The organism is Bacillus sp. 1735sda2 (genome assembly GCF_024159245.1).
Taxonomy (GTDB): Bacteria; Bacillota; Bacilli; order Bacillales; family Bacillaceae; genus Bacillus; species Bacillus pumilus_O.
Window position 1 is genome coordinate 531,986 of the sequence record NZ_JAMYWZ010000001.1, and the last position, 25,316, is coordinate 557,301.

Consider the following 25,316-nt stretch of genomic DNA (forward strand, 5'->3'; position numbering starts at 1 on the left):
CATGACACTGGTCATTATAGGAGGCGGACCAGCAGGTTATGTGGCGGCCATAACAGCCGCCCGTTTTGGCAGGGAGGTTGTGTTAATTGATCAAGGTCAGCTGGGAGGTACCTGCCTCAATGAAGGCTGTATCCCGACCAAAGCACTTTTGCAAAGCGCCGATATGTATGAGCATGTGAAATCGGCTGTACATTTTGGTATAGAGCTTCCAGAACATGAGCCTATCATCCATTGGAATGTTGTCCAAAAACGGAAACAGTCTGTCGTCAAACAGCTCACTGATGGTGTTCGTTACTTGATGAATAAAAACAAAATCACCGTAGTAAATGGGAAGGCTACATTTCTATCAGCACATGAGTTATTCATAGAAAGTGAAGGAAAGTCTGAAATCATTCAAGCAAAGCAAATCATTATTGCAACAGGGGCTGCGCCTGCTGCTTTACCGTTTGCACCTTTTGATGGCGAATGGATCATTCACAGTAAGGATGCCATGTCACTTTCTTCGATCCCAGATTCACTTTGTATCATTGGGGGCGGGGTGATCGGCTGTGAGTTTGCGAGCATCTATAGCAGAATGGGATCAAAGGTTGTCATGATTGAGCGGGCTCTGCACATTTTACCCGAAGAAGATCGGGAAATCGCACAATGTCTTCACGAACAGCTCGAAGAAACGGGTGTAGACATTTTAACGGCCGCCGCAGTTAAACAGCTTGATTCCACTTCAAGAAATATAATGGTGGAGAATAATCAAGGAGAGCGGTGTGACATCCAGTCGGATCTATGCTTAGTGGCGATTGGCAGAACTCCGCAACTTGAAGAGTTGAATCTTGATCAGATTGGAATTGAATTTGATAGAAACGGAATCTACGTCAATGAACATATGCAAACCAATCTCCCGCATATTTATGCGTGCGGTGATGTGACAGGTGGTGTACAGCTTGCTCATACTGCCTTTCATGAAGGAACAGTTGCGGCATCCCATGCAGCAGGTGAACATATAAAGGTCAATGAACAAGTGATTCCGAGGTGCATCTACACCTCTCCAGAAATCGCCAGTGTTGGTTTAAATGAAGAGAGTGCTAGAAAACAATATGAGGAGATTCGGATCGGGACATGTGCTTTTTCTGCAAATGGAAAGGCATTGATCTTAAATCAACCAGTCGGTCAAGTAAAGGTCATTGTAGAACCGCAATATCAAGAAATAGTAGGCATTTCAATCATCGGACCGCATGCAACAGAACTGATTGGACAAGCGGCGGTGATGATGCATACCGAGCTGACCGCTGATACATTAGAGCAGTTTATTGCGGCACATCCGACACTTTCAGAGGCAATACATGAAGCCTTGCTGCAAACCATTGGCCGAGCGGTGCACTGCTGAACAAGACTCCTTTTCTATCCGATTGACTTCTTGGGTTAGCCAATGATAATTGAAAGCGCTTTTATATTTATCTATAATGAATAAAAAGCCCCCAGAGGAGAGGATGGAATGAATCCGCCGCCTTGTTATTTAAATACGTGGAAACGTTTTGTTCGTGAAGGTTTGCTTGATCAGTCTCGTCTGAATAAGAGAGTGGCAGAATCATGGCATAGGTGTAAACAGGCAAATGTGAATCCGTATTTAGATAAAGGACAGTCGTTGTTAGAAAAGGAATTATTCAGTGCCCAAAAAAAGAAATATTCATTATTTTTAAATGCGGCTGTTCCTTACTTAAATAAAATCAGTCAGCAATTAAAAGAATCTGACATGTTGGCCTTACTCATCGATGCAGACGGTTATGTGCTAAGTCTGGCAGGAAGCGAAAGAACGATGGTGGAAGCAAGAAGAATTAATTTTATGGAGGGGTCGCGCTGGACCGAAACGGATGTAGGGACAAATGCGATCGGAACGGCACTCGTCATCGGAGAAGCGGTGACGATCAACGGAACTGAGCATTTTTCTATCGCCTCTCATCATTGGAGTTGTTCCGCTGCTCCAATTCGCGATGCAGACGGTACAATCATAGGGGTAATTGACATCTCCTGTATGACGGATAACAAGCACCCTTTTATGCTTGGAATTGCTTCAACGGTTGCTTATGCCATCGAGAGAGACATTCAAGTCCAGCAAAAAAGGAGAGAAATGGAGCTGATCACTCATTGTCTCCAGCAGGTGGAAGTAGACAAACCGTATGTGGTCTGTAATGAAAAAAAGCAAATTGTTTCTGCCAGCAGGTCGATTAGAGACCGATTTTCAGACTGGTATGGAATGGATGTCGAGCGGCTTAAGGATCATTCATTTGTTATCCGGGGAAAGCAGATCATTCGATCAGAGCAAGACGGGAAGGTGCTAGGTATATCCTTTTCCTTTGAAGAAGCAGCGAAAAATGACATCACCGTTTCATTTGCTCAATTTCCCGGGGAATCAGGAACAAGTAAGGTATTTCAACAGACACTTAGTCAGATGAAGAAAGCGGCACAAACAGATGCTCATGTATATATTTGGGGAGAAACAGGGACAGGGAAGGAACTTGCCGCTAGAGCCATTCACTCCGCCAGTGAAAGGCATAAGGGGCCGTTTATTGCTGTTAATTGCGGAGCCATTCCTGAAAGTCTGTTAGAAAGTGAGCTGTTTGGCTATGCTGAAGGGGCTTTTACAGGGGCGAAACGTCACGGAGCTAAAGGGAAATTTGAACAAGCCCATAAAGGAACGCTCTTTCTAGATGAAATAGGTGAAATCCCATATGCGATGCAAGTAGCGCTTCTTCGGGTGATAGAAGAAAGGGCAGTCGTACCGCTCGGAGGGACACACGAAATCCCTTTGGATATTCGGATCATCACAGCGACTCACCGTAATATGAACGAACTGCTGAAGGAAGGAAAAATACGAGAAGACTTGTATTACCGTCTTCATGTCTATCCGATCAACATCCCGCCGCTTAGAGAAAGAAAAGAAGACATTCATGATTTATATCGTTATTACCAAAAAAAGCACCACTGGAATGCATCGTTTCCTGAATCACTTTTTCAGAAATTGCAGGAGTATCACTGGCCAGGTAACATACGAGAGCTTTTTAACCTGTTTGAACATTTAAGGGTTCTCTTTCCGAATGGTGGATGGATTGGTGAATCGCAATATGCTTCAGTATTAGAGTTTATTGATCATAAAAAGCAGAAGCTTCATCTAGCAGAGTATACGAAGACACCAAAAGAACTCACATTCAGGGAACGGATTCAAAAGCAAACAGTGGTAGACGCACTGCATAAAACGAAAGGTCATGTGTCAGAAGCAGCGAGGCTATCAGGAGTGCCAAGAAGTACTTTTTATAAGTGGATGCGAAAGTTTCATCTGTCTTAATCTCATGGAAGGCCGCATCAAGGCCCTTGGTCTACGTGAAGAGGCCCGGGGCTTTCTGCCATGTTAAACAAATGGCATGGAAAAAGGCTTGACTGTTATATTAGTATATGTTAAATTATAAAAGCCGTCGCAAATGAAGCAGGAATGAAAAGCTTAAAAATTCTTGACACATTTTTCTGGCATATATATAATGAAACATGTCTTATTATTCCGCAGTAGCTCAGTGGTAGAGCTATCGGCTGTTAACCGATCGGTCGTAGGTTCGAGTCCTACCTGCGGAGCCATAATGGAGAAGTACTCAAGTGGCTGAAGAGGCGCCCCTGCTAAGGGTGTAGGTCGCGTAAGCGGCGCGAGGGTTCAAATCCCTCCTTCTCCGCCATTATTTTATGGCCCGTTGGTCAAGCGGTTAAGACACCGCCCTTTCACGGCGGTAACACGGGTTCGAATCCCGTACGGGTCATGTTTTGTTATTTTTGATTCGTTGGGCTATAGCCAAGCGGTAAGGCAACGGACTTTGACTCCGTCATGCGTTGGTTCGAATCCAGCTAGCCCAGCCATTTTTTAATATGTTTTTCTGCATAGCAGATGAGCCATTAGCTCAGTTGGTAGAGCATCTGACTTTTAATCAGAGGGTCGAAGGTTCGAGTCCTTCATGGCTCACCATTGTCACGCGGGTGTGGCGGAATTGGCAGACGCGCTAGACTTAGGATCTAGTGTCTTTATGACGTGGGGGTTCAAGTCCCTTCACCCGCATTGTTTTTTCAAACAGTGCACTTATGAATATATGAGCACATCATACACGCGGTCGTGGCGGAATGGCAGACGCGCTAGGTTGAGGGCCTAGTGGGTGAATAACCCGTGGAGGTTCAAGTCCTCTCGGCCGCATCTAAGAAACCAAAGGTTGTAGACCTTTGGTTTTTTTGTGTGTTCGAAGTAATTGAACCGTTATTTATGACAGTTTACGCTGATGCTAAATTCAGTGGAACAAAGAATATTGCTAAAATTGTGATAAAATATTGAAGGGTAGGAAAGGGGAAATAATACATGTCAATTTATCATAAAGTCATTGGAGAAGGATTTCCGATCGTTATATTGCATGGTTGGACACTTGACCATCAAGTGATGTTACATGCATTGGAACCGGTATTTGAAAAACAAAGCGGTTGGAAAAGAATATACATAGACTTACCAGGGATGGGACGTTCCGAGGCGAATCCATCTATTCAGAACTCTGATGATATGTTAGAAGCGGTATTGCGTCTTTTGGACGAGATTATTCCTGATGAACAGTTTATTGTTTGTGGTTATTCATATGGAGGGTACATAGCTAGAGGGATCGTTCATTCACGCCGGGAAACCGTTCGTGGATTACTGCTTGTAGCCCCAATGACTATACCTGTATTCGATAAAAGAGTCGTGCCAGAGAAGATCGTTCTAAAAAGTGACAACAGCTTCATATCACAGCTCTCTTCAGAGGAGACGGATGAGTTTTGCTCCATGGCAATTGTGCAAGGAAAAACGGAATGGGAAAGATTTCGAGATGAAATTTACCTTCCTTCTAAACAAACAAATCATGAATTCATCAATAACATTCTTCAAAATGGGTATGGCTATACCTTCGACATTTCATCTGAATTTCAGTATCCCACGCTCATTATCACAGGGCGTCAAGACAATGTAGTCGGATATCACGATGCGTGGCGGCTGATTGAAGACTATCCAAGGGCAACTTTTGCAGTGCTTGATATGGGTGGCCACAACCTGCAAATCGAACAACCCGATGTATTTAACTCATTAGTTTATAACTGGTTAAAGAGACTTGAGTCGGAAAAAGTGAAGAAATAGCTTAGATCTTGTGCAAAAGTTGTGTAAATCGGAGTCACGGCTGAATAATTCAAGGAGGTTTAAGTCCTCTCGATTACTTCTAAAAAATATCAAGGGTACACTACCCTTGGTATTTTTGTGCTCTTTTATTAGAAAGAGATCACAAGATACATCGATTATAATATAAGCTTCTCTTTTGTATGAACGAATCCATTTCAAATTATCTTAGCTGTGAAATCTTAAATAATAACCTCTAAAAAATAGTTTTCAGTCATGATTGGGTTGTTTTCAATCATTTTCCATATTGTTAAATAAAGGTGATGATGAGATAATTTGATAAAAAGTAATTAAGTTTCATAAGATCAACCAAAGGAGTTATCACATGATAAAAAGGTTTTCTCTAGTTTTACTTACTCTCATGATGTCTATAGTTGTTATGTTAGTGGCTGCCAGAAATTCCTCAGGGGATAATGTCATTTCATTTGATCAGCCTCACATCTTAATAATATCAATTGGAATAATGGTATGTTTATTCATACCTCCGTTAGTGATGTCCTTTTTCAGTCACTTGATTGTGAGAACTATATCGAGTGTATACCAATGTTTTATTGTTCTATCTTTTCTGGGACTCATTCCAATAGGATTTCTTATTCCAGATTTTTTAACAGTTGTTGTTTCTGTGTTAGGAACTTTAGCCAGCCTAGCTAGTCTTATAGTAACTTTAAGAAATGAAAGGAATAAAGATGCCAATCTTAACTGAAATAAAACGACATCAATTTCCTAAGAGTATGAACTTACTTTATTCTTTTCATGATTAAAAGCACATTTTGCAGTAAAAATATCTTAAAGTGTGAGAAGAAAAAAGGTAAATATGATCGTTGATTTTCTTCTTTTAAATCCTAAATTGCAATTATTTCCGCTTCATGTTACAATAAGAATAATTATTTTTGTTCGGCGTAAAGGATAGCATGAAGAAAGACTTTTCGTCTTGAGGATACTTTGGGCAAGGATAGTATAATACATTGTGTGATAACGCACTAGGAGGCAACAAACATGGAACAAGGTACAGTAAAATGGTTTAACGCAGAAAAAGGTTTTGGATTTATCGAACGTGAAGAAGGCGACGATGTATTCGTACATTTCTCAGCTATCCAAGGCGACGGATTCAAATCTTTAGACGAAGGTCAAAAAGTATCATTTGACGTAGAGCAAGGTTCTCGTGGAGCTCAAGCTGCTAACGTTCAAAAAATTGCTTAATCTTCATTCTATCAAAACAGGTTCTCTGTAGAGAGCCTGTTTTTTTGTGCTTTCATTTATTTCTGCAATAAAAAACCCTACTCAACGTACAAGTAGGGAGATGTTACAAGGTAATCGTAAAAAAATTCATGCTTCAAAGGTTTATCAACAGTATAGCATATTGGATTTACAATATGCGGAATTTGCCTAAATAAATTCTTTTTTCTTTAATAAAATTGAAGGATGGATTGGTTCGAGAGAACATGTATTCAAAAATGGTGAGGGATACCGTAAAGAACGGCATAGTTCTTAACAGAAACTTTTGATTTGTTTTTCTGTAATCCCTTCGATGACTTCTAATTCACTTAGTAAAAATTCATGGGCTTCATCTAGCATTTTCTTTTCACTTGCATTTAGTGCTTTCTCTTTCTTCATCCGCATTAGATCACGCACAACTTCTGCACCGTCTTGGATGTCACCCGTTTTTATTTTGTTTGTATTAATTGTATGGCGTTCTTTCCAAGTCAGTAATTGATCTGATTTGCCATGCTGGAAAACGTGCATCACATTGTTTAACGCCAGTAGATCTGTAACAGGTCTAATACGTGAACCCGATATTTTCCGTGTCGGAATCATCACTTTCATATGACTGATTGACATTTTGATCACATAATACTGTTGCTTTTCATCAGAGAATTCTTTTTCTTCAATGGCTTCAATTATACCTGCTCCGTGCATTGGATAAACAATGTTATCACCAATTTGAAACATATCATCCGCCTCCATATCATGTATCTACTTTAAGGGTACCACACTTGGAGCTAAAATAATCAAATTTTTAATAATAACATGTTTATTTATTTTTTGTCAATAAATTTAGTTCTAAAAAAGAGAGATTTTTTTATGGAAATTTAGGTGGGTTTTTGATCATATTCTCAAGAATTCTTGCTACAAGAAAAACAGAATATTCACCATTAAAAAAAGACCAGCCGATGAGCTGGTCTTTCCAAATAGAATCCGATCATAATGTCGAAATATCAATCACAAACCGATAACGCACATCACTTTTTAGCACACGTTCATACGCTTCATCCACTTGACTTGCGTTGATTACTTCAATTTGTGGTGCGATTTTGTGAGCAGCTGCGAAATCGAGCATTTCTTGTGTTTCTTGGATGCCGCCAACGAGTGAACCTGCAATGCTACGGCGGCCGGAAATTAATGAAAAGACGTGGAATTGATCTGGCTTAGGTGGTGCACCGACATTCACTAAGGTTCCATCCACGCGAAGTAAGGACAAATAGGCGTCTACATTGATATTGGCAGAGACTGTATTGAGAATGAGGTCGTATTGACCGGCTAATGTTTTAAATGTATCGGGATCACTTGTAGCAAAATAGTTTTTTGCACCAAATGACAGTGCCTCTTCTTTTTTATTCATCGAGCGGCTTAATACCGTGACTTCAGCGCCAAGTGCACGTGCGAATTGAATGGCCACATGACCGAGCCCACCCATCCCGACGATGGCGACTTTTTTACCGGGGCCTGCCTTCCAGTGCTTTAACGGAGAATAAGTGGTAATACCAGCGCAGAGGAGAGGACTTGCGGCATCAAGGGATAATTGATCTGGAATGCTGACGACAAAACGCTCTGTCACGACAATCTTCTGACTATAGCCGCCATAAGTTGGTTCCCCGTCATAATCAATGCTATTATAGGTTTGGACGACTCCTTTCGTGCAATATTGCTCGTCTCCATTTTGGCAATATTCACAGGTGCCGCAGGAATCCACAAAGCAACCAACGCCTACACAGTCTCCAATCTGAAACTTCGTCACATCATCACCGACAGCCGCAACAACTCCAGTAATTTCATGACCCGGAACCATTGGGAAAATACCGCCGCCCCATTCATCAAAGGCGCTGTGGATATCTGAATGACAGATTCCGCTAAATTGAATATCAATTAAAATATCATGTGGACGAAGCGCTCTTCGTTCAATGGTTGTCCGTTCAAAATTCGCTTTTGCATGTGAAACACTTAAAACGTTTGATTGGTGCGTCTGACACATTCTGGATCATCCTTTCAAAAGTAAGATTCTGTTTTACTTCTATACTGTACGTCTTAAAGTGAACTCTAAGTCAATGGAGAACCCTCTTCAGGCTTTTCAACATCCTTAAATAAAGAATTGAGCCAAAAGCATCTTGCGTTCTCTATCAAATTGGAGATGATAAAAAGAAGGAATTTCATTTTTCATAAGGTGAGAGAAGAAGAGAAGGGTGAAAACAATGAAAATAGCACAAGCCGCCAAGCAGCTCGATTTATCTACTGCTACGCTCAGATACTACGAGAATATTGGGTTAATTCGACCGATCCGTCGTGATGAAAGCGGTATTCGTGATTATGCAGAAGAGGATATTCAGTGGATTGAATTTATCAAATGTATGAGAAATGCGGGTCTCTCAATTGATGCACTTCGAGAATATACGGCTTTATTTATTGAGGGCGAGGATCATACCCTGTCCTCGCGAAAAAGTATTTTGGTCAATGAGCGAGAAAGACTTGTAGAAAAGCAAAAGGAAATCGAAGAGACGATTAAGCGATTAGATTACAAGATAGAAAGTTATGAAGATATTATCCACAGTTATGAACAAAAGCTCGTTCATCAACTAAAAACCAATTCCATTTGAATGAAGAAAAACCTGTGACAAGTCACAGGTTTTCTGATGTGGTTATCTTTTTGTGTAACGCACCCAGTTATAATGTGCGTGGAGTGGTGTAACACCGTTATAGGAGCCGAGCCATTCATCGACACCTGCACCATTCCACAGGTTCATCATAATCTTTCCTGGCGTTTGAGGGATTTGAGTAGTGGCAGTATGTTTTAATTGTCCGTCCACATACCATTTAATCGAGTTAGGCTGCCAGTCAAATGCATACGTGTGATAAGAGTTTGCTGCATCAAAACCAAGGTTGACGATCTTTTCATGATTTCCTACACCATTGGTATAGTAGTTAAACTGAACCTTTGTCGTATCTTTTCCTAGAAATTCGATGTCAATTTCATCCCAAGGCGTACCATCCGTCGGTCCTGTATAAGTAAAGAACGAAGACACGATCCCCACATTTTTGGCTGGTTTCATGCTGACTTCATAAAGCCCGTAGCCATATGTTTGAGTAGAACGGTTTTCTCCGCAGTCAAACTTATTATAGGAAGGACTTGTGAGCGATAATCGCATTTCACCTAACGACGTCATCGAGACATTGTTTGCACGCCACGTACAGTTAAACATATTTCCATTCGAGTACCCATCGGCTTTTTGCCATAACCCCGTATTATAGTTGTTAAAAGGCTCATAAAACGATCCACCCGTTTGGGCAGAGGCACCCGCAGTAAATGTGGATAAACTCAAGACGATTCCAGTGACAAGTAGCATCAACATTCGTTTCACACGGTAAGACATGTAGGCATTCCCCTCTCTTGTTTTGAAAGCGTTTTCTTAATTGATCATACCTGATTCTCTCGAAATCGAAAATCGGTCTAATATATGATATTAAGGAGGATTTTTTACTAGATTCTTCTCTTATTTCATAGGAAGTTATGAAAGAAAATGATCTTTTTCAAGCGAATTACTAAAGAATGATTGACAAAGCGGACAGTTGTCCGTAAGATAATACCGGTACAATTGTCCTAATGAAAACAAAAAAGTTTTGATTGAACACATAGAGAGAAGTGTAATTTGGATGAAGGTAAAGAAGGTGAAGCATCATGGAAAAGGATATTGGGAAGGAAATTGAAGAAGTTGCTTTTTCTTTGTTTCAGGAATTTGGTGTAGAAAATGTTAGCATGCATAAAATTGCCAAAACAGCTGGTGTTGGACAGGGTACTCTATATCGCCGTTATGCCAATAAAAGTGATTTGTGCCTTTCGATCCTTGGAGAAAAAGTTGAACAGCTGATTCCTGCTTTGCATCTTTACTTGAGCAAAATCAGTGACCAGCCGGTTCGTGAACGTTTGCGTTATGTCCTCGAAGAAATTCACCTCATTGTCGGTCATCATTTAGACTGGATTCGGATGCTTACGATATCTGGGAATCTAGAGCAGACGAGTAAAGTGTATGATTGCCATTACAGTCAATCGCTTAGACAAATGATTCGTGATTTGCTAGAAGAAGCAGATGAAAAAGGGGAAGCGAGCATACAGGATATTGAGCTGACCACACTTTGTATGTCCTCTCCAATGACGCCTGAACTGATGTTTTATATTCATGAATCTGGTTATTCAATCGAAAAAATCGCTCAATTCGCTGCAGAAAAACAGATTTTATCTGTTTTCAATAGACATTGAAGTGGCTCATTTCTGACCATTCTCACTTCCTATGATTGATTTAAATTGAAAAAGAAAAGGAGCCAACCTACTATGAACAAACAGCAAGCAGCAAATTCTCATATTCGAACGCTGCCCATCATTATCTCATTTATCACAGCTGGTTTTATTGGACTGTTCAGTGAAACGGCACTCAATATGGCACTGAGAAGCTTAACGTTAGACTTTGGAATTGAAGCGACGACAGCTCAGTGGCTAACAACAGGATATTTATTAACACTCGGTATTCTCGTACCAATTTCAGGACTTATTCTTCAATGGTTTACAACAAGACAGCTTTTCATGACGTCGCTCGTCTTTTCGATCATTGGAACTTTTATCGCAGCAGTTGCGCCAGTCTTTAGTATTTTAATGGTGGCACGTGTCGTACAGGCAGTTGGAACAGCATTGCTTCTTCCATTGATGTTCAATACGATTTTGGTGATCATCCCTCCTCATAAACGAGGCAGATCTATGGGGATTATAGGTCTTGTGATCATGTTTGCACCAGCTGTTGGCCCAACAGTCTCTGGTCTTATTTTGAATTCGCTGACTTGGCATTGGATTTTCTGGATTTCACTTCCGCTATTAATTGCTGCACTCGTCTTTGGTTTTATTTTCATGCAAAATATTACAGAACCAACAAGACCGACAATCGACATTTTATCGATTGTGCTTTCAACCATTGGTTTCGGAGGAATTGTGTACGGCTTTAGTAGTGCCGGTGAAGGCGGCGGCTGGGGCAGTATGCATGTGATCGTTGCAATTGTAGTAGGTGTCATTGGGATTCTTGTATTCTCTCTCAGACAGTTGAATATGAAGGAACCGATGCTGAACTTAAGCCCGTTTAAATATCCGATGTTTGTCATTGGGTTACTGCTAATCTTAGTGTGTATGATGGTGATGCTATCTGCTATGATGATTTTGCCATTATATTTGCAAACATCCTTGGCACTAACGACCTTTACAGCAGGTTTAATGCTATTGCCAGGTGGAATTATCAACGGTCTGCTATCTCCAATCATGGGGGGATTATTTGATAAGTTCGGACCGAAATGGCTTGTGATTCCAGGGCTTGCGATCGTTGCAGCAACGATGTTAGGTTTCACCAATCTAAGTGTGAATACATCGATTGGATACATTGTGACCCTTCACATTACGTTAATGGTTGGAATCGCGATGATTATGATGCCTGCACAAACAAATGGATTAAATCAGCTGCCGCCAGAGCTATATCCGCATGGTACAGCGATTATGAATACATTGCAGCAGGTGTCAGGAGCCATTGGTACTGCGGTCGGTATTTCAATTCTTTCATCAGGAACCCGCAGCTTTATGGAGAATGTGGCTGATCCTGCAAATCCGATGAATCAGCTGCTCGCCTTTACAAATGGCGTCCAGCATGCATTTATCTTTGCTGTGATCATGACCGTCATTGGTCTAATTATCGCTTTCTTCATTAAACGAGTGAAGGTAGAACAGCAAGTTTCATAAAATAGATGAAAAGCACTGAGGACTTAGCGCCGCAGTGCTTTTTTATTTGTTCAATGTTTGTTTCAAAGAGGGCGAAAATGGGGAGATAGATTAAAAGTGAACCAAATAGAATGTGCTGCTCATTCAGTAGAAGGAAAAGAGGAAAAAGGAACGAATGTGTTAAGAAGAAATGAATAAGATAGGAGACTGAGATCATGAACTTACAAGAGCAAATCAAAATCGCAGCGTCATTACGTCAACCAGCTGAAGGTTCATTACCGAGTCAATCGGAATTAAAACCAGTCCATCCTCCCGAAGTGAACAAAATGGAATATGACATTCCAACAAGTGCTGGTGAAACAAAGGTATGGGTATTTAAGCCGGTCAACACATCAAAGCAGCCGCTTCCCGTTTTTGTGAATTTACATGGCGGAGGATTTATCCTAGGCAGTGCTGAAATGGATAACCACTGGTGTCCGGTCATTGCAGACAGGGCGCAATGTATCGTCGTCAATGTCGAGTATCAACTTGCCCCAGAGCATCCTTTTCCAGCCGCTCTTCATGAATGCTACGATGTCCTGAAGTGGTTGTATGAACACCCTGATGAGCTTCAAATAGACCCCAAAGCAATAGCCATTGGCGGACATAGCGCAGGAGGAAACCTGGCAACCGCTGCTTGTCTCTTAAATATTCAAAAAGAGAATCCACTCCCGATTGTCTATCAAGTGCTTGATTATCCGCCACTTGATTTAGCTACTGATCCAGCACAAAAGCCAGCATTTGAAGAAGCGATCCCAGTTGAAATGGCGAGACTCTTTAACGCCTTCTATCTGCAAGGCCAAGATCCGCACAATCCGCTCGTTTCTCCAATCTTTGCCGATCGTTCATCTTTGGCCCAATTGCCACCAGCTCTCGTTATCACAGCTGAAAGAGATTCGCTAGCTCAAGAAGCCGAACAATATGCGGAGAAGTTAAAAGAAGCAGGGGTAGACGTCACATACAGACAGTTTAAAGGAGTCCCCCACGCCTTCACACATGCTGGAGATTTAGAAATAGCTGAAGAAGCTTGGCATCTCATGAGTGATCAATTGAAAAAGGCATTTGAATAAGAAAGAAACATTGAGATAAGAGCACAGAACCCAGCGGGTCTGTGCTTTATTATTGTGAAGTGAATGAAAAAGATCAGATATTTGCCTTTATAGTCGATATAATAGAAAGAATAGAAGACGACTTAAAAAGGAGATGAAACTAATGGAAAAAGAGAAACTACAGGCATTTTGTCTTTCTTTAAAAGGAGTCACCCATGATTATCAGCCAGAATGGCAGGCAGATCGTTATCATATTGGTGGAAAGATGTTTGCTATGATGGGCGGGGATGCGAATCGAAAGCCTGTTATCACATTAAAATGTGACCCTCAACGTGCTGAAGAACTAAGAGAGATGCATGAGGGGATTATCCCAGGCTATTATATGAATAAGACTCATTGGAATTCCATCTACCTTGATGCAGACATTCCATCATCATTTGTAGAGGAATTAATCGAACATTCCTATCAATTGGTTTTCCGCAAATTAACAAAAAAATCTCAACAAGCTATCCTCCAACAAGATGAATGAAGCTAGACAAATGAATAACCCTGAGAATCCCTTCAAAATTGACTAGAACGAAATGCTCTCGTTATAATTTAAACAGTGAGAAGACGTGAATAGGGGGATATCAAATGGGCTATACAGTCATTACAGGAGCAAGTTCAGGTATTGGATATGAGGCGGCACTGGCCTTTGCAGCACGAGGCAAAAATCTTATTTTAGCTGCACGCCGGCTCGAGAAACTCCAAGAACTGAAGAAAGAGATTCTTGATCAATATCCCGATATTAAAGTAAACATACAGTCTGTCGATTTAACCGACATGGCGCAAGTGAATTCATTTTATGAATCATTGGCTGAATATGAGCTCGACACCTTCATTAATAATGCAGGATTCGGCCATTTCGGCTCGATTGGAGAGCAGGATCTAAGTAAAATTGGGGATATGCTTCACCTGAATATCGAAGCATTAACGATTTTATCCACTTTATTTGTTCATGATTATGAGCAAGTAGAAGGGGCTCAGCTGATCAACATTTCTTCAAGAGCGGGCTATACAGTCGTCGGCAATGCCGTCACCTATTCAGCCACGAAGTTTTACGTGAGCGCCTTTACAGAAGGACTAGCACTAGAGTTGAAAGAAAAGGGAGCTAAGTTACAGGCGAAAATATTAGCACCTTCTGCAACAGAATCAGAATTTGCAAAGCGTTCATTAGATGTCGATCAATTCGAATATGAAGGCAATATCAAGAAATATCATACTTCAAAAGAAATGGCAGCCTGTCTGCTTGAGCTGTATGATCATGAAAAAACAGTCGGTATAGTTGACGGCAAGACCTTTGATTTTGAATTAAAAGAGCCGATTTTTTCACATGCTGGCTCAAGTATGAAATAGACATGACACATCACTGAGGGAAGATGCCCTCGGTGATTTTTTTATGGCATGATTAACTAGTATGTAACCATATGTAGTAGAAAATCTCGTCCGTCCTGCGAAACTTACTCAAACTAAAATGGATACCAATTGAAAAAAACACCTTCACGTTAGGTGTTTTTTTCATATGTTCTTTGATAAAGCAAAGAATCAGAGACCCAGTAGATCAAACTGCTCATGATGATGATAGGTATAGATGTTGAAATCCCGATACCATCAATCACAAAAAGCATGACAACCATTGCAATCATTAAATAAGCAGCAAGATAAAGTGGATGGAAAGCCTTTGGCTGCAAAGAAAATAATAACTGCAAAGGAACCGCAAAGACGAAATAATAAACAAAAAAGATAGGAACGTAAAAAACCAAGAACGCAGGCTCGCCCTGAATCGGTGGATAGAAGCATACGAACAGACTGAGTAAAATCGAACTAAGGAATAGTGTGATTAGAATTTTGTGAAATGATTGAAGCAATTGCACTAGATATACTCCTTTTTGAAGAATTTACTATATTTTATCATAAATTGATGAGCTATCATCGTTTTCTGTTATTCATTGTACGACCCGAATATTCTCTTTTATAAAAGTGAATTTAGGTATTTAGATGTAAATAAATAATTATGATAATGTCCTTTCTTCCTTTATTTGGTTGTGAATCTTTCGCCTCATGCTGATGAATGAAGGAATGGTATAAAGTAAACCCTATAGAAAGAGACTTAGCTTTGAATCCATCACATTTAAGAAAAGAGATGATCGAATGAACGTAACAAAATGGTTAGGTGCTGTCCTACTTTCTGTTTTATTACTGTTGACAGCAGCTTGTGCCAATACAAGTACCCAAGAGAAAAATCAAAACGAAAATGAAACCGCATCTAATGAATCAAAGGACAAAACGACAGCCGTAGAAACGGGGAATAAGTCCTTATCTAATATTAAAGTCTTAGCAACAGGCGGGACAATTGCCGGAAGTTCAGACAGTGATACCGATACGACAGGTTATAAATCTGGTGCACTTGGTATCGATAAAGTCATTGCCTCAGTTCCTCAGCTAAAGGATATTGCAAACGTAACCGGTGAGCAGGTGGCGAACGTAGGTAGTGAAAATGTGGATGATGCTCTTCTTTTAAAATTAGCCAAAAGAGTGAATAAACTCTTAAACGATGATCAAGTCGATGGAATTGTTATCACACATGGAACAGATACACTTGAAGAGACCGCTTACTTTTTAAATCTGGTTGTCAAAAGTGATAAACCAGTTGTAGTCGTTGGCTCAATGCGTCCAGCATCTGCTATCAGTGCGGATGGCCCGCTCAACTTGTATCATGCGGTGAAAATTGCATCTACAAAAGAAGCCAAAGGTAAAGGGGTCATGGTCACGTTAAATGACCGAATTGCATCCGCTCGATTTATTACAAAGACAAATACGACCACAACCGATTCCTTCAAGTCTCTTGAACATGGCTACATTGGAGAAATTGCTGGTGAAGTGGTTTCCTTTTATAACGAACCGACCAGAAAACATACGTCTGAAAGTGAATTTGATGTATCAAACATAAAGGAATTACCACAAGTCGATATTTTATACGGCTATCAAAATGATCAAAAATACATGTATGATGCAGCAGTAAAAGCAGGAGCGAAAGGGATAGTCGTTGCCGCAGCCGGAAATGGAACAATGTCAACAGAAGCCATCAAAGGGGCAACAGATGCCGTGAAGAAAGATGTAGTCGTCGTGAGATCAAGCCGTGCAGGCAATGGGATTGTGACCCATGAAAAAATGGATGATGAACATCACTTTGTCTCATCAGATTCATTGAACCCACAAAAAGCACGTATTCTGCTTATGCTCGCTCTAACGAAGACAAAAGATCCAAGTAAAGTGCAGACATTTTATGAAAAGTATTAATGAAGAAAGGGACCCGGAGCTTCGGGTCTTTTTTTATACGTGCTCCTGATGATGCTCTTTTGCACGTGTTTTTAAAGAAAGTAAAATATCTCGCCAAATATCGTCTACATCCGTAAGGAAATGTCCCGCTTCATCGATATAATTGGTTTTGACGTTTGGGATGTGAGGCGCCATTTTTTCTATTTCGACAAACGGAGCCATCGAATCTTCCTTTCCATGCCAGACATCAACAGGAATTTGAATATCCTTCATATCGAATGCCCACGGACGTGAGAGCAAATTTGGTTCACGAATACATTCATCCACCGATTGGCGAGTGGCTTCGTGTAAATGTGTCATCATCATCTCTAATTGCTCATCAGTTTGAAGGAATTGACGATCCCATGGATGTAAATGTTTGTTTCCATTTTTGGCTAGATTCTTAAATTTCTCAGGTTTGTTCTCAATCATCTTTTTTTGAGAACGATAGCTTGCTTTCAATAGCCAAGGGAATTTCTTACTGAGGAAAAAAGCCAATTTGTTTTCTTTGAGCATACTTTTAGGTGGTTTTCCGTCCTGAAATGGCGTTGTACTTGAAATCAGAGCGGCTGAAAGCACTCGATTCGGCAATTGATAAGCACAGGCAGCAGCGAATGCGCCGCCTCCAGATACACCCATCACTGAAAAATGGTGAATGCCGAGATGATCTGCTACCTCTAGCACATCTTTTGCCAAATCTAAAATCGTACGTTCAGGTTGAGGGGTAGATAAACCGAATCCCGGTCTGTCTAAACAGATGAGACGAATACCGAGCTCTTTAGAAATGGGGTCATCTTCTAAAAACATGACTCTTGACCCAGGGGTTCCGTGAAAAAAGAATATTGGAAATCCTGCTAGATCGCCGTATTCACACAAACCAATATGACGTCCATCTTGTAAAAGAATACTGTTCATACTTTCATCCCCTTAATAGTTTAATTAACTTAAATGTTGAAGAAAGAAACACCACATCAAGGCGCTTCTTTCGCAATCTGATAGATTTTTTCGTATAGAGATAATAATGTTTTTAAATCGTCTTTAGGAAGCTTTGCATAGTATTTTTGAATGAGGTGCAATTGAATTTCTTCTGTATTCTTGTGAAAGTCATGACCCTTTTGAGCAAAATCCACAATGATTTCCCGCCGGTTCTGCGGATTAATTTCTCGTTTAACATAGCCAAGTTGTTCAAGCTTTGATACAAGCTGGCTAGCGGCACTTGCCGAAATGGAAAAGTAATCAGCTAGCTCGTTGATGGTTCTTGTTTTTGTCCGTAATAATTCAAGAGTCAGCTCTTGTTTAGCCGATAAATCTGCATACTCATGTTTTAAAAAACGTTGATACTCTTCTACATAAATGGAGCCTAGAGCATTCGAGTATTCAATGATTTTTTTACTGTAATGAATGATTTCCTCATCCAATGACATCACCTCTACTTCATTATAGGTGATGTTTATAGTTAAGAAAAGTTAAATATTAAGATAAATTAAATGAGAAGATGGCACAGTGATCGTTTCAATGACTTTTTCATTGTATTTTTAAAAAAATCCATTTATAATAAAAAAATAAACCAACTGGTCGGTTTTGTTTGTCCTGACGAAGAAAAGCAAGGTGGAAGGGATTGTGAAAGATGACAAGTATACAAAGCGGGGCTGAAAAAAGCGAGAAGACGAAGCGAAAAATCGTCACCGCTTCACGTGATTTATTTGCAAAAAAGGGGTACTCAGAAACTTCTGTGCGAGATATTCTAGAGGCGGCTGAAGTGAGTAAAGGCAATCTCTATCACCATTTTAAAGGAAAAGAGTTTTTGTTCCTTCATATCATGGAAGAGGATCACCTCCTGATGATGGAGACGTGGCATCAGGAAAAACAAACGATGCACAAGGCCATTGATCAGCTCGCAGGATTTGCAGAACTGCTCAGTCAAATGGGCATTAATTATCCATTAATGAGAGCAAGTGAGGAATTTTGTGCAAGTGCCTTTACATCAGACGAGGTTATGGAACGGTTGAACAAAATTGATGCCGACTTTGATGATGTGATGAGAGACATCATACTTGAAGGTAACGAAGACGGCAGCTGGTCAATCCAGCATGTGGAGTCAACAGTGAAAATATTATTATCCGTTTTTTACGGATTAGATGTGCTGTATAAAAATGATCCAATTGAAGAGAAAAAAGAATTGCAAAAACAAGCGATCTCATTGATTATTCACGGAATCAACCATCATGAGTAACAATTGAATCAATAAAGGGGAAACAAACATCATGCAAAAACCGATTCGTGAGCAAAAAGCTGTTCTCGTTATTTTATTAAGTAACATATTTATTGCCTTTTTAGGCATCGGCCTTATCATTCCTGTCATGCCGTTATTCATGAATGTGATGCATCTAACGGGAAGTACGATGGGATACCTTGTGGCGGCGTTTGCTGTGGCTCAGCTCATTGCATCACCTATTGCAGGGAGATGGGTAGACCGCTACGGAAGAAAGGTTATGATTGTGTCAGGACTGTTTCTATTTGCGCTATCAGAACTCGTCTTCGGTCTTGGGACACACGTGTATGTGCTATATTTTGCAAGACTGCTAGGCGGTATTAGTGCGGCATTTATTATGCCAGCTGTCACTGCTTATGTCGCAGATATCACGACCGTTCAAGAAAGATCAAAGGCAATGGGATATGTGTCAGCGGCCATTAGTACCGGCTTTATTATTGGTCCTGGGATTGGCGGATTTATCGCAGAATACGGCGTACGTTTGCCATTCTTCTTTGCAGCAGGGATTGCGTTTATAGCCGTCATTTCGTCTATGCTTTTGCTAAAGGAGCCATTAACAAAAGAAGAGAGAGCGAAGCAGATGGATCAAGTGAAGGAATCGACCTTCTTTAAAGATTTGAAAAGATCGATTCATCCAAGCTATCTCATCGCTTTTATTATTGTGTTTGTTCTCGCATTTGGACTGTCTGCATATGAAACGGTATTTAGTCTGTTTACAAATCATAAGTTTGGATTTGGTCCAAAAGATATTGCGGTGATTATTACGGTCAGCTCGATTGTGGCTGTTATCATCCAAGTGCTGGTGTTTGGGAAACTCGTAAATGCCCTTGGGGAAAAAAGAGTCATTCAGCTTTGCTTGATCGTTGGAGCGGTGCTCGCTTTTGTTTCAACTGTCGTCTCAGGCTTTATGGTAGTCCTGATTGTCACATGTGTCATTTTCTTAGCCTTTGATTTATTGCGTCCAGCATTAACGACCTTTTTATCAAAAATCGCTGGCAATCAGCAAGGTTTTGTCGCAGGGATGAACTCTACCTACACAAGCCTTGGTACGATTTTTGGCCCAGCCCTTGGCGGGATTTTATTCGATCAAGATATACACTTCCCATTTCTATTCGCAGGTGTTGTCTTATTTCTTGGATTAGGGTTAACCCTTATTTGGAAGGGGAAGGCGGAAGAGCCTGCGGCATAATAATAGAAAAGAGACCTTGATAGAGGTCTCTTCAGCGTGTAGACAAACCTTCGCATTCGTTGTCAGGTCTGCGCGCCGGTGCTCACGAATGTCAAATTCGCTCCGCGCCAGTGCTCGGCCTTCCTAGACTTCAAAGGTTTTCTATCACGCTGAAAAGAAGACAAAGGGCTAAAATAAAGATCATTTTAGCCCTTTGTCAACAATCTGAAGAGACCTTGATAGAGGTCTCTTTTTTTTATGACTGCGGCTTCAGACGATTCAATGCCTGTGCCATTTTTTGATTTTGATGCTTTTTGTAAAACAGAAAGGCAATGATATGGCCTGCTAGTGTCAGAAAAGCAATGGCGATGAAATAGGGCATAATCAACTGCAGTAAATCGGTTGAATATAAAGCGACAGCCCCTAATTGAAAGGCTAAATTGACTACGGTGGAGATGAGAATATTGACAGGTGCAGGAAAGGTAAGATAATTCCATAGTAAAGGGTACAAGACACCAAATACAAAGCCTGCCAAAGTGCCAATAGCGATAATGTGCCATACATATCCAAAAGGGATGGTGACTGATTGATTGGTCAGTGACAAGATGAGTGTCAGCCATACAATAGAGACAAAAGACGTTTGCATAAATTGATTTTTCATTTCATTGATCATTGAAATCTCTCCTTTATATATTTTGCGTAATGTCGACTGACAGTATAGCTGTTTTGCGAGAGAGTCTCGACTTCTAAGCGAGCATACGTACCAGCTGCAAAACTGTGAACTTGAGCTAAATTGAGGATGACCGCATTATTGATACGGAAGAAAAGTTCGTGCTCTAACCATTTCAAGTCCTTCAAACGTTTGTTTAAAAAATACGTTCTCCCATCGGCAGTGACAACCTTTGACAGATGTCCTAGTGCAGAGATCGCTTCAATTTGTTCCAATGGTAAAAGTGATTGACGATCGTTTTTTGGATCTTTCACCGTCAAAGAAGGAGGCGTTTCCAGTAACGCTTCGATTTTTTGTAAACGCTCTTGATTATGTGGATGGCTAATGACGTCCACTTCCGTCACATCCTTTTCTTGATTCCAGATAAAACGAAGTTTCATTCATAAACCTCCTTTCACAATGAGCATAGCAATACATAGAAGCAAATGCGAAGACATTTTGTTTTGATGCAGAAGAATTCTTCTTGTTGCAAAGAGTCACTGCATACGTGCATTTTTTTATATATAATGGAAGGAAAGAAGATGTTTGGAAAAGGGGGACGCTATGTATCTTTTGGAAAAGCAAAGGACAGCAGCGATAAAAGAAGGAATTCGTCAGATCGATCCAGCATATCCAGTGTTTGTAGATGCGGTCATGGACGGTTTCGTACAAGGGAATCTTTATGTAGATGATACCTTGCACCCTCGTATTTATTTTCTCGAAACAGCATGCGGCATTTATTATGTTGCAGGCAAGAGGGAAGAAGAGCTGTCACACTGCTCGGCGTTCATTGTAGATGTTTACGAAAGGCAGAAAAGACAAAACGGCCGGTTTACCGTATTTTCAGCAAATCAATTAACAGATGTGATGATGAAAAAATATCTTGGATCACATTTGAATGAGATGGAGAGGCATGCGTACGTTTTTTCGGAGGTCCATTCTTATGTTCCTGCGTCTCATTCAGGCTACAGAGTAGAGCGGACAAATGAACAGGTGATCAAGGCAAGCAAGGCTTTCACGCCTAGCTATTACGAAGCCTATTGGGGGAGAGCGGCGCGCTTTCTATCAAAAGGAATTGGAGTCGCTATCTTAGATGGTGAGGACGTCGTGAGTGAATGTGTCTCCATTTTTTCAAGTGAAGATCGTGTGGAGATCGATATTTGGACAGAGGAAGCCTGCCGGGGAAAAGGCTTAGCACAGCTGGCGGGTCAGCATATGATCAGGAGTTGTCTTGAAAATAAAAGGACACCGCATTGGGATTGCGATGTCCAACATCTAACTTCAATCAAATTAGCAGAAAAGCTAGGCTTTCAGCGGACAAAAACCTATCGATTGTTTTACAGCTCATGAGAAGGTTTTGAGATACCAAGCATCCATTGCAGAATGCTCAGAGCCTTCAATCGGCTCTGAAAGAAGAGAAAAGCCATATCGCTGATAAAGGCCAGTCGCGGCAGTTAATTCTTGGCGGGTTTCTAAATAGCATGCTCCATAGTATGTAGAGGCGTAGTGAAGTGCTGTATCCATCAGTTTTTTGCCAGCACCTTTTCCTTGTGCTTTTGGGCTCAAATACAGCTTTTGTAATTCACATATGCCGTTCGAAAATGGAGCAATGCCTACGCCGCCCACGATGTCACCATTCTCTTCAGCAACCCAATAGGCTGCATGAGTCAATGTTTGATAGTATTCATATAGCTGGTCAAGGTGGGGATCAGTGTAGGCTGTTCCTTCAATCGCCAGATTCGCTGATTCTAGTGACTGACGGATAATCGCTGCGATATACGGATTGTCTTTTTGTTCAATTGGTCTAATGTTCATTGAAAGTACCTCCATCGTCATAAAATAAAAAGAGAAAGTGAGTTGAAACAACATGTTTTGGCTGCAAACTGCTATTTTTACAATGGTTGTATTGTGTCTCTCATGGTGGGCAGGGAAAAGAGGTGGAAACCGTCATGCGGGGCTGATCCTCCCTGTATGTTTCATCCTATTTGGATTGGTTTTATTGATATCCAGTTTCTTTATTGGCAGGTGGGAAGGCATGGCGCTTAGTATATCAAGCGTCTCGATCGTTCTCTCTTCCATGATTTGTTTGATCATCGTCGCAGCGATTCAATTTTTTAAAAAAGATGTCCCTTCTTAAGCAGGGGCATCTCCACTATTTATCTGATTGTATTCTTCACGAAGGATGCCCATGATGATCACATCTGAGTAGGCACCGTTGAAATAGAGTGCTTGTCGCCTTTTTCCTTCATATTGAAATCCGGCTTTCTCATAGCTTCTGAAGGCTCTCGGATTGTGGGAAAAGACCTCGAGCTCAAGGCGGTTGAGTTCTAATGTATCAAAGGCGAATGCTTGAACCATTCGGACAGCTTCAGTGCCATAGCCTTTTTGGAAATGTTCTGGTCCATGAAGCGCAATGCGGAAGCTTGCCGTATGATTGATTGGATCAATATCCACAATCGCCGCATCCCCAATCATTTCTTGCGTGTCTAAAAGACAAATGGCGAAATCTCGTCTGCTGTCATCTTGTGAAAATCGGGTGTACGCTGAACGAATTTCTTCTAGTGTGAACGTTTTTCGTGTTCCCGTCATGTAAAGTGTTTCTGCATGCTGGCATCCTCTTTGAATACCCAGATAATCCTGTTCTTCAATTGGTCTCAAAAATAAGCGGGTCATGACGGATCACCCTCCTCTATATATCGAGATATTTCAATTAAATTCAGATCAGGATCACGGATATAAACAGATTCAACTGGACCTAATGTACCTGTGCGCTTAACGGGTCCCTCTTCAATAGGAACCACTTGCTTGCGAAGATGCAGCAGCAAACTGTCCATATCTAAATCAGTAATAAAGCACAAATCACTAGAGCCTGGAAGTGGATGAGCCGCTGCCTGCTCATATTCATGACCAGCTTCATGAAGGTTGATCTTCTGTAAACCAAAACGAAGCGCTTTACGGCCTTCTCCAAAGGTTTCTTCCTTCATTCCTAATACGTTTGTATAAAAGCGAATGGTGTCCTCTATATGTTGCACAGTCAACACGATATGATCAAGTCGTCGTATCATCAGTCTCTCCTCCAAGTATGATCATTGATTGAACTGATTTTATTATATCATTCCTTGAAGAGGATACCTTATTGAATCACGGTTTTATAACTCCAGCTTTGTAAGGACATTTCTTTTCCGCGCAATACCCTTTCATCAAACTCTACCCATCCATTTTTTCGATAGAAATGACGGTTCGCTTCATTGTGTGTAATCAGCGTGAACAGGCCTCCGCCTTGCCGGGCAATAAAGGGAAAAAGACATTGCTTTAACATCCGGCTTCCAAGTTTTTTTCCTTGGTGACTTTTTGCGACGGCAAGTGCTTCTAAATACCAAAAAGGCTTGTTTAAGGAAGAAAACGCTTTTTTAGCCTCCTTTAACATACGAAACACATGCTGAATGGCCGATATACCGCCAGTGAAGAGGAGCTTTAACCCGCCTGACAACACATAATCCATGAGACCTGGCTCAGGAAAACGCGGATGCTTTAACAGGGCAGCAGACACAATGTGACCGTTCTCAACTCCGACTAAACAGATTTGATGCTGGAAATATACCTTTGTGTTGACCAAATGCAGCTCGCGAGCGAAAGTAGAGCGCTTCGATACCTTTTCACATAATAAATCAAAAAATGAATAATCCCGAAACGAATCTTCTAATAGATTTGCCACTTGTGGCAGTTCGTCCTCTCTAGCAAGTCTGAAATGAACCATGTGCTGGCCCTCCTTTTTTGAACAGATATAGATTATTGAACATGTGTTGATTATAATAAGAAGTAAACCATACGAATATCGGCAATGAATCATAACCTGTTCATAAATAGACAGCGTGTGCCTGATTGTTCAAAAACGGAGGGGACCTCATGCAGGATAGACGAACAATTAAAACAAAAAGAGCCATTCGGGAAAGCTTTCTTGAGCTATTACAAGAAAAAGAAGTGCAGCAAATAACGGTATCAGAGCTCTCAAGGAAAGCAGATTTAGGCAGGGGGACCTTTTACTTGCATTATCAAGATGTGTTTGATTTATACGAACAGCTGGAGAAAGAACTATTCGATCAGCTTGGCGGGTTATATGACGAAACCTTTCCGAGTCAGGACCCTCTTGACATGCTTTCCTTTTTAAATAAAACCACAGAGTACTTGAAAGAGAATCAATATATGTTGACGTTATTTGTAAAACCAAATGGTCCCACGACGAATCAATTCAAAGCATTTTTTAAAGAAAAAATCATGAAAGAGTGGCGGCTTGTAGAGCGGCACATTACAGAGAAAGAACAAATTGAGGCTTCTTTTGTCGTGTCTGGTGTTGTTGGCGTACTTGAAGAATGGATTCATAAAGACATGACAATTGATGCCGGAAAGCTAGCGCACAAATTATATGAGCTTCTCGTCAAAGTGGAGCACGAATCGTAAAAGGTGGAAAACCATATATCCTTTATCT

29 protein-coding genes and 7 tRNA genes are annotated in these 25,316 nt (G+C 40.9%); 24 read left to right on the plus strand and 12 right to left on the minus strand.

Going from position 1 to position 25,316, the window contains the following annotated elements:
• The first annotated feature begins 1 nt into the window (after position 1).
• The 12 genes from lpdA to cspC all read left to right on the plus strand — a co-directional run bounded on the left by lpdA (position 2) and on the right by cspC (position 6,418).
• On the plus strand, positions 2-1,381 hold the full coding sequence (gene lpdA, locus NKR21_RS02570) for a dihydrolipoyl dehydrogenase (protein WP_144456980.1): 1,380 nt from the start codon (positions 2-4) through the stop codon (positions 1,379-1,381).
• Positions 1,382-1,489: 108 nt separating this feature from the next.
• On the plus strand, positions 1,490-3,337 hold the full coding sequence (locus NKR21_RS02575; RefSeq protein ID WP_144456978.1) for a sigma-54-dependent Fis family transcriptional regulator: 1,848 nt from the start codon (positions 1,490-1,492) through the stop codon (positions 3,335-3,337).
• A gap of 209 nt (positions 3,338-3,546) precedes the next feature.
• A tRNA-Asn gene (locus NKR21_RS02580) sits at positions 3,547-3,621 on the plus strand.
• A gap of 4 nt (positions 3,622-3,625) precedes the next feature.
• A tRNA-Ser gene (locus NKR21_RS02585) sits at positions 3,626-3,716 on the plus strand.
• Between the two features lie 9 nt (positions 3,717-3,725).
• Positions 3,726-3,797 (plus strand) — tRNA-Glu (locus tag NKR21_RS02590).
• Between the two features lie 22 nt (positions 3,798-3,819).
• Positions 3,820-3,894, plus strand: a tRNA-Gln gene (locus NKR21_RS02595).
• 30 nt (positions 3,895-3,924) lie between these two features.
• Positions 3,925-4,000 (plus strand) — tRNA-Lys (locus NKR21_RS02600).
• A 7-nt stretch (positions 4,001-4,007) separates the two neighbouring features.
• Positions 4,008-4,090 (plus strand) — tRNA-Leu (locus NKR21_RS02605).
• A 48-nt stretch (positions 4,091-4,138) separates the two neighbouring features.
• A tRNA-Leu gene (locus tag NKR21_RS02610) sits at positions 4,139-4,222 on the plus strand.
• Positions 4,223-4,381: 159 nt separating this feature from the next.
• Positions 4,382-5,182, plus strand: coding sequence for an alpha/beta fold hydrolase (locus NKR21_RS02615; RefSeq protein ID WP_144456976.1), 801 nt, complete (start codon positions 4,382-4,384; stop codon positions 5,180-5,182).
• A 361-nt stretch (positions 5,183-5,543) separates the two neighbouring features.
• Complete coding sequence (locus NKR21_RS02620) at positions 5,544-5,921, plus strand: hypothetical protein (protein WP_144456974.1); 378 nt, start codon at positions 5,544-5,546, stop codon at positions 5,919-5,921.
• Positions 5,922-6,214: 293 nt separating this feature from the next.
• A complete protein-coding gene (gene cspC, locus NKR21_RS02625) occupies positions 6,215-6,418 on the plus strand; it encodes a cold shock protein CspC (protein WP_008346765.1) in 204 nt (67 codons plus the stop codon).
• 288 nt (positions 6,419-6,706) lie between these two features.
• On the opposite strand, the gene NKR21_RS02630 is transcribed toward cspC, so the two are convergent.
• Together NKR21_RS02630 and NKR21_RS02635 are read right to left on the minus strand one after the other, a co-directional pair.
• Complete coding sequence (locus NKR21_RS02630; RefSeq protein ID WP_144456971.1) at positions 6,707-7,168, minus strand: CarD family transcriptional regulator; 462 nt, start codon at positions 7,166-7,168, stop codon at positions 6,707-6,709.
• A 250-nt stretch (positions 7,169-7,418) separates the two neighbouring features.
• Entirely contained in the window at positions 7,419-8,468 is a 1,050-nt protein-coding gene (locus NKR21_RS02635; RefSeq protein WP_144456969.1) for an NAD(P)-dependent alcohol dehydrogenase, read from the minus strand.
• Positions 8,469-8,685: 217 nt separating this feature from the next.
• On the opposite strand from NKR21_RS02635, the gene NKR21_RS02640 reads away from it, so the two are divergent.
• Positions 8,686-9,087: a MerR family transcriptional regulator gene (locus NKR21_RS02640; RefSeq protein WP_088003280.1), complete on the plus strand. Its 402-nt coding sequence runs from the start codon at positions 8,686-8,688 to the stop codon at positions 9,085-9,087.
• 42 nt (positions 9,088-9,129) lie between these two features.
• Here the strand turns inward: NKR21_RS02640 and bglS are convergent, their stop codons facing one another.
• A complete protein-coding gene (gene bglS / locus NKR21_RS02645; RefSeq protein ID WP_003214284.1) occupies positions 9,130-9,861 on the minus strand; it encodes a beta-glucanase in 732 nt (243 codons plus the stop codon).
• Positions 9,862-10,166: 305 nt separating this feature from the next.
• Between bglS and NKR21_RS02650 the strand changes: the two genes are divergently transcribed.
• The 5 genes from NKR21_RS02650 (at position 10,167) to NKR21_RS02670 (ending at position 14,719) form a co-directional block, all read left to right on the plus strand.
• Positions 10,167-10,745, plus strand: a complete 579-nt coding sequence (locus NKR21_RS02650) for a TetR/AcrR family transcriptional regulator (protein WP_144456967.1) — start codon at positions 10,167-10,169, stop codon at positions 10,743-10,745.
• A 72-nt stretch (positions 10,746-10,817) separates the two neighbouring features.
• Positions 10,818-12,257, plus strand: a complete 1,440-nt coding sequence (locus NKR21_RS02655; protein ID WP_144456965.1) for a DHA2 family efflux MFS transporter permease subunit — start codon at positions 10,818-10,820, stop codon at positions 12,255-12,257.
• Positions 12,258-12,451: 194 nt separating this feature from the next.
• The gene (locus NKR21_RS02660; RefSeq protein ID WP_144456963.1) at positions 12,452-13,345 is read left to right on the plus strand and encodes an alpha/beta hydrolase; all 894 of its coding nucleotides are present in this window, start codon (positions 12,452-12,454) and stop codon (positions 13,343-13,345) included.
• A gap of 142 nt (positions 13,346-13,487) precedes the next feature.
• A complete protein-coding gene (locus tag NKR21_RS02665) occupies positions 13,488-13,853 on the plus strand; it encodes an MmcQ/YjbR family DNA-binding protein (RefSeq protein ID WP_144456961.1) in 366 nt (121 codons plus the stop codon).
• Positions 13,854-13,957: 104 nt separating this feature from the next.
• Positions 13,958-14,719: an SDR family NAD(P)-dependent oxidoreductase gene (locus NKR21_RS02670; RefSeq protein WP_144456959.1), complete on the plus strand. Its 762-nt coding sequence runs from the start codon at positions 13,958-13,960 to the stop codon at positions 14,717-14,719.
• Positions 14,720-14,868: 149 nt separating this feature from the next.
• Here NKR21_RS02670 and NKR21_RS02675 read toward each other — a convergent pair whose 3' ends face one another.
• Positions 14,869-15,237, minus strand: coding sequence for a UPF0715 family protein (locus tag NKR21_RS02675; RefSeq protein WP_144456957.1), 369 nt, complete (start codon positions 15,235-15,237; stop codon positions 14,869-14,871).
• 277 nt (positions 15,238-15,514) lie between these two features.
• Between NKR21_RS02675 and NKR21_RS02680 the strand changes: the two genes are divergently transcribed.
• Positions 15,515-16,663 carry a type II asparaginase gene (locus tag NKR21_RS02680; RefSeq protein ID WP_144456955.1) on the plus strand — a complete coding sequence of 383 codons (1,149 nt, stop codon included), beginning with the start codon at positions 15,515-15,517 and terminating at the stop codon, positions 16,661-16,663.
• A 33-nt stretch (positions 16,664-16,696) separates the two neighbouring features.
• Here the strand turns inward: NKR21_RS02680 and NKR21_RS02685 are convergent, their stop codons facing one another.
• Positions 16,697-17,596, minus strand: a complete 900-nt coding sequence (locus tag NKR21_RS02685) for an alpha/beta fold hydrolase (protein ID WP_144456953.1) — start codon at positions 17,594-17,596, stop codon at positions 16,697-16,699.
• 56 nt (positions 17,597-17,652) lie between these two features.
• Positions 17,653-18,105 (minus strand): MarR family winged helix-turn-helix transcriptional regulator, encoded by a 453-nt coding sequence (locus NKR21_RS02690; protein WP_144456951.1) that lies wholly within the window; start codon positions 18,103-18,105, stop codon positions 17,653-17,655.
• Between the two features lie 203 nt (positions 18,106-18,308).
• On the opposite strand from NKR21_RS02690, the gene NKR21_RS02695 reads away from it, so the two are divergent.
• Together NKR21_RS02695 and NKR21_RS02700 are read left to right on the plus strand one after the other, a co-directional pair.
• Positions 18,309-18,914: a TetR/AcrR family transcriptional regulator gene (locus NKR21_RS02695; RefSeq protein WP_144456949.1), complete on the plus strand. Its 606-nt coding sequence runs from the start codon at positions 18,309-18,311 to the stop codon at positions 18,912-18,914.
• A 31-nt stretch (positions 18,915-18,945) separates the two neighbouring features.
• Positions 18,946-20,142, plus strand: a complete 1,197-nt coding sequence (locus tag NKR21_RS02700; RefSeq protein ID WP_144456947.1) for an MFS transporter — start codon at positions 18,946-18,948, stop codon at positions 20,140-20,142.
• Between the two features lie 235 nt (positions 20,143-20,377).
• On the opposite strand, the gene NKR21_RS02705 is transcribed toward NKR21_RS02700, so the two are convergent.
• Both NKR21_RS02705 and NKR21_RS02710 read right to left on the minus strand, forming a co-directional pair.
• The gene (locus tag NKR21_RS02705; protein ID WP_144456945.1) at positions 20,378-20,794 is read right to left on the minus strand and encodes a hypothetical protein; all 417 of its coding nucleotides are present in this window, start codon (positions 20,792-20,794) and stop codon (positions 20,378-20,380) included.
• The gene (locus tag NKR21_RS02710) at positions 20,791-21,231 is read right to left on the minus strand and encodes a LytTR family DNA-binding domain-containing protein (RefSeq protein ID WP_012009029.1); all 441 of its coding nucleotides are present in this window, start codon (positions 21,229-21,231) and stop codon (positions 20,791-20,793) included. Before NKR21_RS02710 ends, NKR21_RS02705 begins: the two co-directional genes overlap by 4 nt.
• 163 nt (positions 21,232-21,394) lie before the next feature.
• On the opposite strand from NKR21_RS02710, the gene NKR21_RS02715 reads away from it, so the two are divergent.
• On the plus strand, positions 21,395-22,180 hold the full coding sequence (locus NKR21_RS02715; RefSeq protein ID WP_144456943.1) for a GNAT family N-acetyltransferase: 786 nt from the start codon (positions 21,395-21,397) through the stop codon (positions 22,178-22,180).
• On the opposite strand, the gene NKR21_RS02720 is transcribed toward NKR21_RS02715, so the two are convergent.
• Positions 22,175-22,645, minus strand: a complete 471-nt coding sequence (locus tag NKR21_RS02720) for a GNAT family N-acetyltransferase (protein ID WP_144456941.1) — start codon at positions 22,643-22,645, stop codon at positions 22,175-22,177. The genes NKR21_RS02715 and NKR21_RS02720 overlap by 6 nt on opposite strands.
• Before the next feature lie 52 nt (positions 22,646-22,697).
• On the opposite strand from NKR21_RS02720, the gene NKR21_RS02725 reads away from it, so the two are divergent.
• Positions 22,698-22,967, plus strand: coding sequence for a YesK-like family protein (locus tag NKR21_RS02725; protein ID WP_012009032.1), 270 nt, complete (start codon positions 22,698-22,700; stop codon positions 22,965-22,967).
• Here NKR21_RS02725 and NKR21_RS02730 read toward each other — a convergent pair.
• The 3 genes from NKR21_RS02730 to NKR21_RS02740 form a co-directional block, all read right to left on the minus strand.
• Positions 22,964-23,503, minus strand: a complete 540-nt coding sequence (locus tag NKR21_RS02730) for a GNAT family N-acetyltransferase (protein WP_144456939.1) — start codon at positions 23,501-23,503, stop codon at positions 22,964-22,966. The two genes, NKR21_RS02725 and NKR21_RS02730, sit on opposite strands and share 4 nt — an antisense overlap.
• Positions 23,500-23,895 carry a VOC family protein gene (locus NKR21_RS02735; RefSeq protein ID WP_012009034.1) on the minus strand — a complete coding sequence of 132 codons (396 nt, stop codon included), beginning with the start codon at positions 23,893-23,895 and terminating at the stop codon, positions 23,500-23,502. The genes NKR21_RS02730 and NKR21_RS02735 overlap by 4 nt, the downstream gene beginning before the upstream one ends.
• Before the next feature lie 68 nt (positions 23,896-23,963).
• On the minus strand, positions 23,964-24,587 hold the full coding sequence (locus tag NKR21_RS02740) for a GNAT family N-acetyltransferase (protein WP_144456937.1): 624 nt from the start codon (positions 24,585-24,587) through the stop codon (positions 23,964-23,966).
• 149 nt (positions 24,588-24,736) lie between these two features.
• On the opposite strand from NKR21_RS02740, the gene NKR21_RS02745 reads away from it, so the two are divergent.
• The gene (locus NKR21_RS02745; protein ID WP_144456935.1) at positions 24,737-25,288 is read left to right on the plus strand and encodes a TetR/AcrR family transcriptional regulator; all 552 of its coding nucleotides are present in this window, start codon (positions 24,737-24,739) and stop codon (positions 25,286-25,288) included.
• Positions 25,289-25,316: the final 28 nt, after the last annotated feature.

Coding starts and splice junctions, on each gene's coding strand:
- cspC (WP_008346765.1), top strand. CDS start 6,215: ATGGAACAAGGTACAGTAAAATGGTTTAACGCAGAAAAAGGTTTTGGA.
- NKR21_RS02620 (WP_144456974.1), top strand. CDS start 5,544: ATGATAAAAAGGTTTTCTCTAGTTTTACTTACTCTCATGATGTCTATA.
- NKR21_RS02680 (WP_144456955.1), top strand. CDS start 15,515: ATGAACGTAACAAAATGGTTAGGTGCTGTCCTACTTTCTGTTTTATTA.
- NKR21_RS02745 (WP_144456935.1), top strand. CDS start 24,737: ATGCAGGATAGACGAACAATTAAAACAAAAAGAGCCATTCGGGAAAGC.
- NKR21_RS02690 (WP_144456951.1), bottom strand. CDS start 18,105: ATGTCATTGGATGAGGAAATCATTCATTACAGTAAAAAAATCATTGAA.
- NKR21_RS02715 (WP_144456943.1), top strand. CDS start 21,395: ATGTATCTTTTGGAAAAGCAAAGGACAGCAGCGATAAAAGAAGGAATT.
- lpdA (WP_144456980.1), top strand. CDS start 2: ATGACACTGGTCATTATAGGAGGCGGACCAGCAGGTTATGTGGCGGCC.
- NKR21_RS02575 (WP_144456978.1), top strand. CDS start 1,490: ATGAATCCGCCGCCTTGTTATTTAAATACGTGGAAACGTTTTGTTCGT.
- NKR21_RS02685 (WP_144456953.1), bottom strand. CDS start 17,596: ATGAACAGTATTCTTTTACAAGATGGACGTCATATTGGTTTGTGTGAA.
- NKR21_RS02740 (WP_144456937.1), bottom strand. CDS start 24,587: ATGGTTCATTTCAGACTTGCTAGAGAGGACGAACTGCCACAAGTGGCA.
- NKR21_RS02695 (WP_144456949.1), top strand. CDS start 18,309: ATGACAAGTATACAAAGCGGGGCTGAAAAAAGCGAGAAGACGAAGCGA.
- NKR21_RS02670 (WP_144456959.1), top strand. CDS start 13,958: ATGGGCTATACAGTCATTACAGGAGCAAGTTCAGGTATTGGATATGAG.
- NKR21_RS02710 (WP_012009029.1), bottom strand. CDS start 21,231: ATGAAACTTCGTTTTATCTGGAATCAAGAAAAGGATGTGACGGAAGTG.
- NKR21_RS02635 (WP_144456969.1), bottom strand. CDS start 8,468: ATGTGTCAGACGCACCAATCAAACGTTTTAAGTGTTTCACATGCAAAA.
- NKR21_RS02640 (WP_088003280.1), top strand. CDS start 8,686: ATGAAAATAGCACAAGCCGCCAAGCAGCTCGATTTATCTACTGCTACG.
- NKR21_RS02735 (WP_012009034.1), bottom strand. CDS start 23,895: ATGATACGACGACTTGATCATATCGTGTTGACTGTGCAACATATAGAG.
- bglS (WP_003214284.1), bottom strand. CDS start 9,861: ATGTCTTACCGTGTGAAACGAATGTTGATGCTACTTGTCACTGGAATC.
- NKR21_RS02615 (WP_144456976.1), top strand. CDS start 4,382: ATGTCAATTTATCATAAAGTCATTGGAGAAGGATTTCCGATCGTTATA.
- NKR21_RS02720 (WP_144456941.1), bottom strand. CDS start 22,645: ATGAACATTAGACCAATTGAACAAAAAGACAATCCGTATATCGCAGCG.
- NKR21_RS02655 (WP_144456965.1), top strand. CDS start 10,818: ATGAACAAACAGCAAGCAGCAAATTCTCATATTCGAACGCTGCCCATC.
- NKR21_RS02705 (WP_144456945.1), bottom strand. CDS start 20,794: ATGATCAATGAAATGAAAAATCAATTTATGCAAACGTCTTTTGTCTCT.
- NKR21_RS02725 (WP_012009032.1), top strand. CDS start 22,698: ATGTTTTGGCTGCAAACTGCTATTTTTACAATGGTTGTATTGTGTCTC.
- NKR21_RS02730 (WP_144456939.1), bottom strand. CDS start 23,503: ATGACCCGCTTATTTTTGAGACCAATTGAAGAACAGGATTATCTGGGT.
- NKR21_RS02660 (WP_144456963.1), top strand. CDS start 12,452: ATGAACTTACAAGAGCAAATCAAAATCGCAGCGTCATTACGTCAACCA.
- NKR21_RS02700 (WP_144456947.1), top strand. CDS start 18,946: ATGCAAAAACCGATTCGTGAGCAAAAAGCTGTTCTCGTTATTTTATTA.
- NKR21_RS02665 (WP_144456961.1), top strand. CDS start 13,488: ATGGAAAAAGAGAAACTACAGGCATTTTGTCTTTCTTTAAAAGGAGTC.
- NKR21_RS02630 (WP_144456971.1), bottom strand. CDS start 7,168: ATGTTTCAAATTGGTGATAACATTGTTTATCCAATGCACGGAGCAGGT.
- NKR21_RS02650 (WP_144456967.1), top strand. CDS start 10,167: ATGGAAAAGGATATTGGGAAGGAAATTGAAGAAGTTGCTTTTTCTTTG.